General features: G+C 66.1%; 12 protein-coding genes. 9 read left to right on the plus strand and 3 right to left on the minus strand.

The features are described 5' to 3' along the window. Positions 1–29: 29 nt before the first annotated feature. Complete coding sequence (locus ABW18_RS04950; protein ID WP_049698074.1) at positions 30–641, minus strand: TetR/AcrR family transcriptional regulator; 612 nt, start codon at positions 639–641, stop codon at positions 30–32. A gap of 206 nt (positions 642–847) precedes the next feature. Here ABW18_RS04950 and ABW18_RS04955 point away from each other — a divergent pair, with 206 nt between their 5' ends. From ABW18_RS04955 to ABW18_RS04965, 3 genes are all read left to right on the plus strand, one after another. Next, the gene (locus ABW18_RS04955; protein ID WP_049698075.1) at positions 848–1984 is read left to right on the plus strand and encodes an MBL fold metallo-hydrolase; all 1137 of its coding nucleotides are present in this window, start codon (positions 848–850) and stop codon (positions 1982–1984) included. Further along, the gene (locus ABW18_RS04960; RefSeq protein WP_049698076.1) at positions 1981–4563 is read left to right on the plus strand and encodes an HAD-IC family P-type ATPase; all 2583 of its coding nucleotides are present in this window, start codon (positions 1981–1983) and stop codon (positions 4561–4563) included. Before ABW18_RS04955 ends, ABW18_RS04960 begins: the two co-directional genes overlap by 4 nt. Positions 4564–4681: 118 nt before the next feature. Next, on the plus strand, positions 4682–4939 hold the full coding sequence (locus ABW18_RS04965) for an antitoxin (protein WP_049697849.1): 258 nt from the start codon (positions 4682–4684) through the stop codon (positions 4937–4939). Positions 4940–5009: 70 nt separating this feature from the next. Here ABW18_RS04965 and ABW18_RS04970 read toward each other — a convergent pair whose 3' ends face one another. Continuing rightward, the gene (locus ABW18_RS04970; RefSeq protein ID WP_049697850.1) at positions 5010–5636 is read right to left on the minus strand and encodes a DNA-3-methyladenine glycosylase; all 627 of its coding nucleotides are present in this window, start codon (positions 5634–5636) and stop codon (positions 5010–5012) included. On the opposite strand from ABW18_RS04970, the gene ABW18_RS04975 reads away from it, so the two are divergent. After that, entirely contained in the window at positions 5614–6051 is a 438-nt protein-coding gene (locus tag ABW18_RS04975) for a type II toxin-antitoxin system Rv0910 family toxin (protein ID WP_049698077.1), read from the plus strand. The two genes, ABW18_RS04970 and ABW18_RS04975, sit on opposite strands and share 23 nt — an antisense overlap. A gap of 481 nt (positions 6052–6532) precedes the next feature. Then, positions 6533–8284, plus strand: a complete 1752-nt coding sequence (locus tag ABW18_RS04985) for a VWA domain-containing protein (RefSeq protein ID WP_420841300.1) — start codon at positions 6533–6535, stop codon at positions 8282–8284. Positions 8285–8290: 6 nt separating this feature from the next. Here ABW18_RS04985 and ABW18_RS04990 read toward each other — a convergent pair whose 3' ends face one another. Next, positions 8291–9196 (minus strand): LysR substrate-binding domain-containing protein, encoded by a 906-nt coding sequence (locus ABW18_RS04990; protein WP_049697852.1) that lies wholly within the window; start codon positions 9194–9196, stop codon positions 8291–8293. A gap of 92 nt (positions 9197–9288) precedes the next feature. On the opposite strand from ABW18_RS04990, the gene ABW18_RS04995 reads away from it, so the two are divergent. The 4 genes from ABW18_RS04995 to ABW18_RS05010 are packed head-to-tail and all read left to right on the plus strand — an operon-like array spanning position 9289 to position 12738. Beyond that, on the plus strand, positions 9289–10512 hold the full coding sequence (locus ABW18_RS04995) for an acetyl-CoA C-acetyltransferase (RefSeq protein ID WP_049697853.1): 1224 nt from the start codon (positions 9289–9291) through the stop codon (positions 10510–10512). Then, positions 10509–11285, plus strand: a complete 777-nt coding sequence (gene pcaD / locus ABW18_RS05000; protein ID WP_049697854.1) for a 3-oxoadipate enol-lactonase — start codon at positions 10509–10511, stop codon at positions 11283–11285. The genes ABW18_RS04995 and pcaD overlap by 4 nt, the downstream gene beginning before the upstream one ends. Further along, positions 11282–12100: a CoA transferase subunit A gene (locus ABW18_RS05005; protein ID WP_049697855.1), complete on the plus strand. Its 819-nt coding sequence runs from the start codon at positions 11282–11284 to the stop codon at positions 12098–12100. The genes pcaD and ABW18_RS05005 overlap by 4 nt, the downstream gene beginning before the upstream one ends. Then, positions 12097–12738: a 3-oxoacid CoA-transferase subunit B gene (locus tag ABW18_RS05010; protein ID WP_049697856.1), complete on the plus strand. Its 642-nt coding sequence runs from the start codon at positions 12097–12099 to the stop codon at positions 12736–12738. The genes ABW18_RS05005 and ABW18_RS05010 overlap by 4 nt, the downstream gene beginning before the upstream one ends. Positions 12739–12797: the final 59 nt, after the last annotated feature.

The following is a 12797-nucleotide window of genomic DNA, read 5'->3' on the forward strand; positions in this document are numbered from 1 at the left end:
GCGTGGTTGCGCCACTCGGCGTCACCGTGTCAGCGCGGCGCGACGTGCGTCATGACGTCACGCACCATCGACTCCGTGATGGCGCCGAGAGCGCTGTCGTCGGCAGTCGACAGGTAGACCAGGGTGATCGCGATGATGTTGGCGATGAACACGGGAGCAATGCGAGCGACCGGTGTGAGCCAATCGATCTGCGCCTGCTCGCCCGCCGCGGCCAGCCCTTGTGCCGCAAGCGCATAGAGATGCTCGTACATCTGCTTGCCCGCCGGCTGCAATTCGGGATGGTTGTGCGCGTAGATGCCGAGCGAGATGGTCGCCTGGAGCCGCCCGGGGTCGGCTTTGAGCATCATGTAGAACGCGTCGAGTTGCTCGAACATCTTGGTACGCATCGCCTCGACGCCGACGGCAGACGATTCGCCCACCGGCAGCAGCGACTCGAGCATGAGCGAAACATCCTCGGGCACAGCCTTTTCCATCACTGCCCAGAGCAGTGCGGTACGGCTTTCGAATGCGTAGTGGAAGCTCGCGAGTGGCATTCCGGCATGCGCACAGATGCGCCGCGTGGTCGCGCCTTCGACGCCGTGATCGGCAATCACGCGATACGCGGATTCGACGAGCGCTGTGCGCCTGTCATCGACGGACATCCGAGCCAACGGACCGCTCACTCCCCAGTTGAAACGGATAGGTGTCGGAAGCGTATCAGGGTCGATGTCGCCACGAGAACGATTGTCCACCGATGCGACTCGACGCGCGTCCGATTGATCGTGGTGCAGAAGCGATAGTGTGGCGGAATGGTCGCAAGGAGTTCTCGCAGGACACCGAATTCCCCACAAGACAGGGAACCCCGCTCATGATCAGTCGTCTCGCCGACGTCGGGGTGCGAGTGGCCGATTCGGCAACCGGCGCATTGTCGGCAGCAGGACTGCCCGCGGCCCGCGCGCTCGGTGCCGACCGCGACGCGATCCGGCCGTACGTCGAATCGTCGGAGTATCTCGTCGACGGCGCGTTCGTCAATCCCGAACCGTCGGCATCCGGAGTGACTCCCGACTTCCAGGTTGCCCTCGACATGGCTCGCGGCCCCGGCAGGCCGAGCCGACCGGTCCTCGTCACCGTGCCGCAATTCGACGCAGAGCCCGGCAAGCTCACCGTCACCTGGCTCGGGCACGCGTCGGCACTCGTAGAGCTCGACGGTACCCGCATCCTCACCGACCCGGTGTTCAGCCAGCGGTGCTCCCCGTGGCAGCAGGTGGGGCCGGCCCGACTGCATCCGGTGCCCGTCACCGTTGCCGACCTCCCGCAGATCGACGTCGTGTTGCTCAGTCACGATCACTATGACCACCTCGACATGGACACGGTCGTCGCCTTGGCAGACGCATCGCCCGAGGCGGTGTTCATCGCGCCCGTCGGTGTCGCTGCGCACCTCGTGAGCTGGGGAATCCCCGCTGACCGTATCCGGCAGGCCGACGTCTGGCAGAGCGTCTCTGTCCTGTGCGGAGCGACCTCACTCGAGTTCTTCTGCGGACCGGCCCGCCACTTCTCCGGGCGCGGACTCACCCGCAACCTCACACAGTGGGCGAGTTGGGCCGTGGTGGGACCCGAGCACCGATTCTTCTTCTCCGGCGACACCGGCTACAGCGAGCGCTTCGAAGAACTCGGTGCACGACACGGACCGTTCGACCTGACGCTCATCGCCGTCGGCGCATACGACCCGTCGTGGCCGGAGGTGCACGTCGACCCGGAGGAAGCCGTCGCGATACATCGGATGCTGTCGCGCGAATCGGGCTCCGACTCGGTGTTCCTGCCCATTCACTGGGGAACGTTCAGTCTCGCGAGGCATGCGTGGGCCGATCCCATCACACGCCTGCTGCCCGCAGCCGAGCGAAACAACACGTCCGTCGTGGTGCCGCAGCCCGGCGGCACCATCGACATCACCGCGCGTATCGGGACCGGACTGCGCACACCCACGTGGTGGGAGACCTCGGCGTGAGCGAGCAGAGCACTGCGGCCCCCGAGCGGGGCCTCACGGCCGACGAGGTCGCACAGCGCGTCGCCGACGGCAAGGTCAACGACATGCCCGACCGCTCGGGGCGCTCGGTCGGCGACATCATCAAGGCCAACGTCTTCACCCGGATCAACGCGATCCTCGGGGTGCTGTTCGCGATCGTGGTCTTCACCGGCTCGCTCATCAACGGGCTGTTCGGTCTGCTGATCATCGCCAACAGCGGTATCGGCATCATCCAGGAGATCCGCGCCAAGAAGACCCTCGACAAACTCGCCATCGTCGGACAGGCCAAACCGCGTGTGCGACGCGACGGTGAGGTCACCGAGATCCCACCGAACGAGGTGGTGCTCGACGACATCATCGAGATCGGTGCGGGCGATCAGATCGTCGTCGACGGTGAGGTCGTCGAGTCGTATGTCCTCGACGTCGACGAGTCGCTGCTGACCGGCGAGGCCGATCCCATCGACAAATCCGCCGGAGACAAGGTGCTGTCCGGCAGCTTCGCGGTGTCCGGGGCGGGCGCCTACCGCGCGACAAAGGTGGGCGCCGACGCGTATGCCGCGCAGTTGGCCTCCGAGGCGTCGAAGTTCACGCTCGTGTCGTCGGAGCTGCGGTCCGGCATCAATCAGATCCTGCGGGTCATCACCTGGCTGTTGATTCCCGCCGGGCTGCTGACCATCGTCAACCAGCTTTTCATCAGCAACAACGGTCTTCGCGCATCGCTGCTCGGCATGGTCGCGGCGCTCGTGCCGATGGTTCCCGAAGGCCTCGTGCTGATGATGTCGATCGCATTCGCCGTCGGCGTCATCCGTCTCGGGCAGCGGCAGTGTCTGGTCAACGAACTACCAGCGATCGAAGGCCTCGCGCGCGTCAACATCGTGTGCGCCGACAAGACCGGCACACTCACCGAGAACGGCATGCGCGTCTCGGAGCTGCGGATCATCAGCGACGACGGAAAAGTTGATGACGGAAAAGTCGACGACGGAACGGCTGAGAACGGCAGCGGGGCAGGCGCGTCGTCGAATCGTCGTACGGAGGCCGAGCAGGCACTCGCCGCGCTGGCGAAGAACGATCGCAGTCCCAACGCGAGCATGCAGGCCGTCGGCGAGGTGTACGACGACGCGCCCGACTGGACGACTTCGGCCGTCGAGCCGTTCACCTCCGCCAAGAAGTGGAGCGGCATGTCGTTCGTCGATGCCGACGGCAACGACGCGGGCAACTGGGTCCTCGGAGCCCCCGATGTGCTGCTCGACGACGACTCCGAACCGGCGCGCGTCGCAAGCGATCTCGGGGCACAGGGCCTACGCATACTGCTCCTGGCACGGCTCGACGTCGCTGTCGACACCGAGCCGGACGCGGGGTCGGCGACGCCCGGGCGCCTGACCCCCGTCGCACTCGTCGTGCTCGAGCAGCGGGTCCGTTCGGATGCTCGTCCCACCCTCGACTACTTCGAGGAGCAGGACGTTGCCGTCAAGATCATCTCCGGCGACAACGCCCGCTCGGTGGGCGCGGTCGCGGAGTCGCTTGGCCTCGGCTCACCCGACACCTCCGTCGACGCGCGCGACTTGCCGACCGAGCCGAACCAACTCGCGCACGCCGTCGAAGACGGCGTCACGTTCGGGCGTGTACGGCCCGACCAGAAGCGTGCGATGGTGCGCGCATTGCAGTCCGATGGCAACAACGTCGCCATGACCGGAGACGGCGTCAACGACGTGCTCGCGCTCAAGGACGCAGACATCGGCGTCGCGATGGGGTCGGGGAGCTCTGCCGCTCGATCGGTGGCCCAGATCGTGTTGTTGGACAACAAGTTCGCGACGCTGCCCTATGTCGTCGGTGAGGGTCGTCGGGTTATCGGCAACATCGAGCGTGTCTCCAACCTGTTCCTCACCAAGACCGTCTACGCGGTGCTGCTGGCGCTGTTCGTGGGTATCGCAGGGCTCGGAGCAAAGCTGTTCGGCACACCGTCGATCAGCTATCCGTTCCAGCCGATCCACGTGACGATCGCCGCGTGGTTCACCATCGGCATTCCGGCTTTCATCCTGTCGCTCGCACCCAACAACGAGCGGGCTCGTCCCGGATTCGTGCGGCGTGTGCTGACACAGGCGGTGCCCAACGGAATCATCGTCGGGCTCTGCGCATTCGTCACCTATCTGATCGTCAATCCGGGCGGGTCCGGCAACTCGCTGGGCGGCGACTCGGTGGAGCTGTCGCCACATCAGACACAGGCCGCGACAGCAACTCTGATCACGCTGATCGCCATCGCGGTGTACGTCCTGGCTGTTGTCGCGCGCCCGTATACGTGGTGGAAGGTGCTGCTGATCGCGGTGTCCGCGGGCGCATACGTGCTGATCTTCTCGTGGCCGTTCACCCAGCACATGTTCAAACTCGACTCGTCGAACTGGCAGATGAACTCGGTTGCATTTATTTCAGCGGCCGTCGGCATCGTGGCCGTCGAGATCATGTCGCGGATCGGACCGCGCATCATCGCTCGTCACGAGCGTGAACGTGACGACGCTGAGCAGACGAGCCTTCGGGCCGAGAAGGAGCGGTCGGCTCAGTCCTGATTTCTGGTCCATTGGTCCGTGGTTCCGACCCGCCGATGGACATAGACTCGACTGCACGCGACGCTGCTCCCGCGGCGTCGACGTCGACCCAATCACCGAGTGTGACCAGGAGCAGACCATGGATCTCAAAGGACTCGTCGACAAGGCGAAGGAAGCACTCCGGGGCAACCCGAGTCTGATCGACAAGGGTGGCGACGCCATCGACAAGGCCACCGGCGGCAAGTACGCCGACCAGGTCGACAAGGCACAGGACGCGGCTCGCAAGGCGGTCGGTGCGGAAGACGCGCCCGCTGAGCAGAAGCCTGCCGAACAGCAGCCGGCGCAGCAGCCCGCAGCCGAGCAGAAGCCTGCCGGGGATCAGCAGCCACCGGCCTGAGCGAGTTCGAACCGAGTTGCGGTTGCTGTGGGGTGCGGAATCCGCGCCTCTCGGCAACCGCAACTGTTGTCTAGTGGGCCCGAGGGTGGCGACGGTACGCCGAGACCGTCGGATCGTCGGTGATCCAATATCGCCACGCGACGTCGGCGTTGCGTCGAACTCCGACACGGGGCCCGGAGCTGATCAGCACGGAGTTGATAGGCCCAGCGCCGGCGGGGTGGGGGTCGATCTCGTCGGGTGCGATGAATCGGACCCCGCGCGAGCGTGGAGCGTCGAGGTCGACGCCGAGATCGTCCATCGTGATACCCAGCGACTTGGCCAGATTTCCCGGCCCGCGGGCCAGGCGCGTCGGTGCGAGGTGTTCCCCGCGCCTCCGGAGCGCAACGTCGAGGCCGTCGACGACCTCGCCCGCACGCAGCAGTACCGCCGACGCTTCGCCGTCGGGTCCGGTGACGACGTTGGCGCAGAAGTGACCGTGGATGCGGTACACGTACAGCCTCGACGGCGGCCCGTACATGATCTCCGAACGGGGCGTCCGGGTGTACGCGTGCGAGGCCGGATCGAGCGGGCCCGCATACGCCTCGACCTCGGTGATCCGGATGGTCACATCGTGCCCGCGCAGAAATCGGCCCAGCATCGAACGTGCGGCAGTGGTGACGCTAGGCTGACGAACCATGGCTAAGACGAGCAGCTCCATCGAGGTCGATCTTTCTCCGGAAGATACCTGGTCAGCAGCGTCGGATCTCAGTCGGTACTCGGAGTGGCTGCTTCTGCACGACGGTTGGCGTTCACCGATACCCGGCCCCGGCGAACTCGAAAAGGGCACGAAGGTCTCCTCTGTCGTCAAGGTCAAAGGCACACGCATCCGGTTCGACTGGGTCGTTGAGACGTACGACCCGACGAGCCAGGTCCGTCTCAAGGGCAACGGCAAGGGTGGGATCAAGGCGAAACTCGATCTCGCCATATCGCCCACGGAGACCGGCTCGTCAGTAGTCTTCACTCTTGATCTGGGTGGGCTACCGCTGATCGGCCCCGCGGGGAAGGCCGCGGCAATGGCCGTCTCGGGCGACCTGAACAAGTCGCTGGACACCTTCGCCGAGGTCTTTGCGTAGGACTCTCCGGAGTCGACCGCAGACATACTTCTCGGCGCGCGCAGCGCCGATGACACCAGGGGGACGCACGACAATGGGGCGGCACTTTTCCGACTCCGATTCCGACGGCCAGGAGGTCGAGGGTCAGGGGTTCGATGGGCAGGGCTTCAGGGATCAGGGGTTACCCAACGACCCGACCCGTGCCGGCGCGCGTCCGACGCCGCCGCGACGGACCCCACCTCCTCCCGGTCCCCGGCAACAGACTCCTCCTCCGCAACAGACTCCTCCTCGGCAGCAGACTCCTCCTCGGCAGCAGACTCCTGGCCACCAAGCTCCTCGGCCCCAGACATCGCGCCCCCAAGCCGCGCAGCCCCAGGCCCCGCAGAGCCAGGCTCCGCAGCGCCGGGCGCCGCAAGGCCAGACGCCCGTGCAGCAGCGTCGACCGGACGGGTCGTCGAATACCGGGGCGTCAACAACTGCGGCGCCGAAGACACCGTCCTCGATGCCCCGACCCGCCTCGGGTCGCCAGGCTGCGCAACCCGCCTCGGGTCGCCAGGCTGCGGCGGCCGGGGTGGCGGCGTCGAGCGGCCAGACGTCACCGCGTGGAAGCAGATCGACGCGCAAGGGTGGCTCGGGCGACGGTTTCGGATTCGAGCATCGTGAGGCGCGCAGCGGTCGTCGAGGGATGTGGTTGTGGAGCGCAGCCGCACTGCTGCTGGTCGTCGCGATCGTCGGTGGCATAGCGATCTGGAAGTCCGGAATCGTCGGAGGCTGTGGCGACCGCACGTCGGTCAGCGTCGCGGCCGACCCGGCGATCCGGGACGCGGTCGCCGACGCCACGTCGAAGATGTCGTCGGATTCCTGCTACGACTACACCGTCACAGCGGTGGCAGGCGCAGACGTCCCGGGCCTGCTGACCAGCGGTGACAAAGCTCCAGATCTGTGGGTGCCCGATTCGTCGCAACAGGCGAGGCGGGTGACGACGCAGGTGCGTCGCCAATTCGACACCGTGTCACCGTCAATCGCCGCCACACCCGTCGTGGTGGCGGGTACGCAGGTCGGAAAGCTATCGAACTGGGTCGACGTGATGAAGCTCGACGGTCTGCGCGCGGGCAACCCGATCGACACCAGCACCGGGGATGCGCCGATCGTCGGAGCGCTCGCCGAGGTCGACGCGGGCAAGCTCACCAACGACGACCTGACCGAAGCGATGACCGTGCTCGCGGTCCAGCAGAACAACGCTCGTCTGGTCAACGACAACGAGGGCACGCGGCTCAATCTGGCCAACACGTCGACGACGCCGGTGGTCACCACCGAGCAGCAGCTCACCTTGTTCACGCGAACGCATCCCGGTTCGAAGCTCAAGTCGTCGATCCCCGAGGACGGCACAGTGATGCTCGACTATCCGCTCGTCAATACCGCGCCGGAGTCGCGCGCGGAGACGGCGACGGCAGCGGGCAAAGACCTCTCCACCGCGCTGACTTCTGGCGACGGCGCGTCGTCGATCACCGACGCGGGATTCCGAAAGCCCGGTGACACACAGGGTTTGACGGTATTGAAGCTCAGCGATCCGTCGCAGGTCGACAGGGCTCTACGGCAGTGGCAGGTTCTCGGCGTGCCGATTCGCTCGCTTGTCGTCGAGGACACGTCGGGGTCTATGGCCGAGAGTGACGGCGGCGAGACGCGTGCGCAGTTGACCATCGACGCGTCGCTGACCGGTTTGAAGCTGTTCCCGAACAACACCGAGATCGGTATGTGGTCGTTCGGTGTCAACAAGGGCGGACAGGGGCAGGACTGGAAGGAACTGTCGCCGATTCGTCGACTCGACGCTCCGGCGTCGGGTGGTGGCACGCACCTGGACGAGCTCACGGCAGCGGTGAAGGCGGGACTCGCGCCGTCGGAGCTGGGTGGTGGAACCGGACTCTACGACACCACTTTGGCAGCGTTCAAGAACGTCCAGGACAGCTACGACCCGAACTATTCCAACAGCGTCATCATCCTCACCGATGGCCGGAACGAGGACGCGAACAGCATCAGTCTCAGGCAACTGCTTTCGCAGCTCAAGCAGCTTGAGGATCCGGCGCGGCCCGTGCTCGTGCTCACCATCGGGATCTCCGACGACGCCGACACCGATGCTCTGAAGCAGATCGCCGAGGCGACCGGCGGGTCGTCGTACGTGGCGAAAAACGCAAGCGACATCCAGACGGTGTTCGTCGACGCGATCCGTGCTCGGGTGCAGGCTGCCGGCCGTTGACGTTGGTCAGCTCGGCAATGCTGACAGGTCGCGGGCGACGTCGCGGAGCACGTGTAGCGCTCGCTCGACGATCGGAGCGTCGGCGGTGACCAGACGTGCCGCGGCCAGATCGACGGGGTCGGCGTCGGGGGTCATCGGTAGGTAGCGGACCCCCGCGATTCCGAGCGCGGCGGTCGGCTCGGGCACGACGGCGACCCCGAGGCCCGCCGCGACAAGCGTGACGAGCGTCGAGGTCTCCTGTACCTCGTGTCGGATCTGCGGGACGAATCCGGCAGCCGCGCACAGGGTGGCCAGTTGGGTGTGCATCACCGAACGTCCTTGTCCCGCATGGGAGATGAAGTCGTCGTCGTGCAGATCGGCGAGGGCAACGTGGTGCTGACGCGCCCTGTTGTGACTGTCGGGAAGCGCCACCAGCAATCGGTCGCGCCGCACGGGCGTGACGATGACCTCGGGTGCCGTGATCGGTGGACGCAGCAGGGCGAGATCGATGTCGCCCGCCAACAGCGCCGCGATCTGTGCGGGTGCGAGCATCTCGCCGCGCACACTCACGTCGACGTCGGGGAGCTCTTCGCGGAGGGCCCGGACGAAACGGGGGAGCAGCGAATAGGTCGCGGATCCGACACACCCGATGGCGAGGCGGCCCTGTGTGCCCTCTGCGATCCGCTTGGCGTGCGTTCCGGCATGGTCGACGGCGTCGAGGATTGCGACGGTGCGTTCGAGATAAGCCTGACCCGCGGGCGTGAGTTCCACGGTGCGGGTGGTGCGGATGAGGAGTGGGAACCCGAGTTCGTTCTCGAGCTGGCGAATCTGTTGCGACAGCGGTGGTTGCGCGATGTGCAGTCGTTCGGCAGCACGTCCGAAGTGCAGTTCCTCCGCGACAGCGCGGAAGTAGCGAAGGTGGCGCAGCTCCATCAGGCGTCTCCTCGGTATTGATACTTCTGACATCTTAGTCGATCCCAAATGAATACTTCTCAATATCGCTCGCAGTTCCTAGTGTTGAAACCATGAACGCCCCCACAGATGTCGTGATCTGCTCGCCGCTGCGCACCCCGGTCGGACGAATGGGAGGTGTCTTCGCGTCGCTGTCGGTCGCCGACCTCGCGACCGGCTTGCTGCGCGAACTGACGACGAGGACAAGTCTGGGCGAGGGTGACATCGACGACGTGATCCTCGGGCAGGGGTACTCCAATGGCGAGGCGCCGGCGCTGGGCAGGATCGCCGCGCTCGACGCAGGGCTCGGGGTCGGGGTACCGGGTATGCAGGTCGACCGCCGCTGCGGCTCGGGACTGCAGGCGATCCTCAACGGTGCGGCGCAGGTCGCTACCGGAGGAGCGAATCTGGTGATCGCCGGTGGTGCGGAATCGATGTCGAATGTCGAGCACTACGCGCTCGGACTGCGCACCGGCGTACGCGCGGGCGGCGTCGAACTGATGGACCGGCTCGAACGCGGGCGTCTGACAGCGGGAGGCGAGTCGCATCCGGTGCCCGGCGGTATGATCGAGACCGCGGAGAACCTGCGTCGTGAGTACCGGATCGGACGCGACGAGCAGGACGAGTTGGCAGTCCGATCGCATCACCGTGCGGTCGCCGCGCAGCGCGAGGGACGCTTCGACGACGAGCTCGTTGCCGTCACCGTGCCCGGTCGACGCGGTAAGCCGGATACGGTCATCGATACCGACGAGCATCCCCGCGCCGACGCGAGTGTGGAATCGCTTGCGGGACTGCGCCCTGTACGCCAGCGCATCGACTCTGAGTCCACGGTCACCGCAGGCAACGCATCGGGTCAGAACGACGGCGCCGCGATGTGCATCGTCACGACACGGGCCGAAGCGGAACGTCGAGGTCTCGATCCAATGCTCACCCTGCGGTCGTGGGCGGTCAGCGGATGTGCCCCGGAGACAATGGGTCTCGGGCCCGTCGGTGCCACCGCGGCAGCGCTCGGCCGCGCCGACCTCACCCTCGACGACATCGACCTGATCGAACTGAACGAGGCCTTCGCCGCCCAGGTACTCGCAGTGCTCGCTGAGTGGAAGGTCGACGCCGAGGATGATCGCCTGAACCCCAACGGATCCGGCATCTCGCTCGGACATCCCATCGGTGCAACGGGAGGTCGCATCCTTGCCACTGCTGCGTACGAGGCGCGGCGTCGTGATGCCCGGTACGTTCTCGAGACGATGTGCATCGGTGGCGGACAGGGGATCGCGGCGATCTTCGAGGCAACCCGATGAGCGCCGTCGAGGTCAGTGCGCACGTAACGGGCCGAACCGATGCGCCGGTCGTCGTGCTGTCGAATTCGCTTGGCTCCACTCATCGAATGTGGGACGCGCAGCTCTCGGCACTCGAGCAACGTTTCCAGGTGGTGCGCTACGACACACGCGGACATGGTGATTCGCCGGTGCCGACGGGTCCGTACACGATCGACGACCTCGCCGACGACCTCGTCGGTGTGCTCGATCGATTCGACATCGCGTCGGCCCACGTCGTCGGACTCTCCCTCGGCGGACTGACCGCGATGCGGGTGGCGATTCGCAATCCCGAGCGGGTCGATGCCCTTGCGCTCCTGTGCACCGCAGCGTGTTTCGCGCCTGCGCAACCTTGGCTTGATCGTGCGGCGACCGTGCGCGCCGACGGCACAGGGGCGATCGCCGATGCGATTCTCACACGCTGGTTCACTGCGGAATACCTTGCCGACGAACGTAATACGGACACGGTCGCGTGGTATCGCGCGATGATCGCAGGCACCCCGGCGGAGGGATACGCAGCCTGCTGCGAGGCGCTCGCCACTGCGGATGTGCGCGCCGAACTCGGGGCCATTAAGGCGTCGACGCTCGCAATCGCAGGCGCCGATGATCCCGCGACGCCGCCCGATCGTCTCGCCGAGATCGTCGATGCGGTGCCCGACGGTCGGCTGGAAGTCGTCGGACACGCGGCCCACCTGGCCAATGCCCAACAGCCACAAGAGATCACACCTCTCCTTCTCGACCATCTGGAGCACCCATGACCAACGTCAATTCGCCTGCCCGGCACAGCAAAGTGGCCGACTCGGCCGCCAGCGCCGTCGCCGACATCCCCGACGGCGCGAGCCTCGCCGTCGGAGGTTTCGGACTCTCGGGCATTCCCAAGTTCCTCATCGACGCCCTGCTCGCGCAGGGAGCGAGTGGGCTGACCATCGTCTCCAACAACTGCGGTGTCGACGGTGCGGGATTGGGACTGCTGCTCGAAGCGCGGCGCATCGACAAGGTGATCGCGTCGTACATCGGCGAAAACAAGGAGTTCGGGCGCCAATTCCTCGCGGGCGAGGTGACCGTCGAACTCACGCCGCAGGGTACGCTCGCCGAGCGAATGCGGGCCGGCGGCAGCGGAATTGGTGCCTTCTACACGCCGACCGGGGTGGGCACTCCCGTCGAGGAGGGTGGTCTGCCGTGGCGATACAACTCCGACGGCTCGGTCGCACTCGCGTCGGCGCCGAAGGAGGTGCGGACCTTCCACGGGCGGCAGATGGTGCTCGAGGAATCGATCGTCACCGACTACGCACTGATCCGTGCCGCCGTCGTCGACACCGCGGGTAACTGTTGCTTCCACGCTGCCGCAAGGAATTTCAATCCGCCCGCCGCGATGGCCGGACGCATCACGATCGTCGAGGCAGAGCGCGTCGTCGAGGTCGGTGAACTAGACCCCGACGAGGTGCACCTGCCCGGAATCTTCGTGCAGCGCGTCGTCGAACTGACGCCGCAGCAGGCCGAAGACAAGGGAATCGAACATCGGACAACCCGGCCGCATCCCGTGGCAGTCGGCGCAGCAGAGGTGGCATCATGACCTGGACCCGTAACGAAATGGCCGCGCGCGCAGCACAAGAGCTGCGACCCGGCGACTACGTCAACCTCGGCATCGGACTTCCGACGCTGATTCCCGACCAGATGCCCGACGACTCGGGGATCACACTGCATGCCGAGAACGGCATCCTCGGCGTCGGCCCGTTTCCCTACGACGAGGACGTCGATCCGGATCTGATCAACGCGGGCAAACAGACCGTGTCGACGCTGCCCGGCGCGTCGTTCTTCGATTCGGCGACCAGCTTCGCGATGATCCGCGGCGGGCACGTCGACGTCGCCGTACTCGGCGGCATGCAGGTCGCGATGAACGGCGACCTTGCCAACTGGATGGTTCCCGGCGCGATGGTCAAGGGCATCGGCGGCGCGATGGACCTCGTCAACGGCGCAGGCCAGGTCATCGTGCTCATGGAGCACGTCACCAAGAAGGGCGACCCGAAGCTCGTCGCCGCATGCTCACTGCCGCTGACCGGGCGCTCCGTGGTGAGTCGGGTCATCACCGATCTGGGCGTATTCGACGTCGCGGCAGAGGGATTCGACGTCGTCGAGCTCGCGCCCGGCGTCGAATTCTCCGACGTCGAAGCGAAGACCGGCGCGCCGCTGCGGGCCTTGGCGTCGGCTTAGGCCGGCGGGTTCGGGGTCGCGCTCTTCCGTGGGTTTCGCGCTGTCCCGCCTCTATGACC

It is taken from the genome of Gordonia jacobaea (genome assembly GCF_001186365.1).
In the GTDB taxonomy this organism is placed as follows: Bacteria; Actinomycetota; Actinomycetes; order Mycobacteriales; family Mycobacteriaceae; genus Gordonia; species Gordonia jacobaea.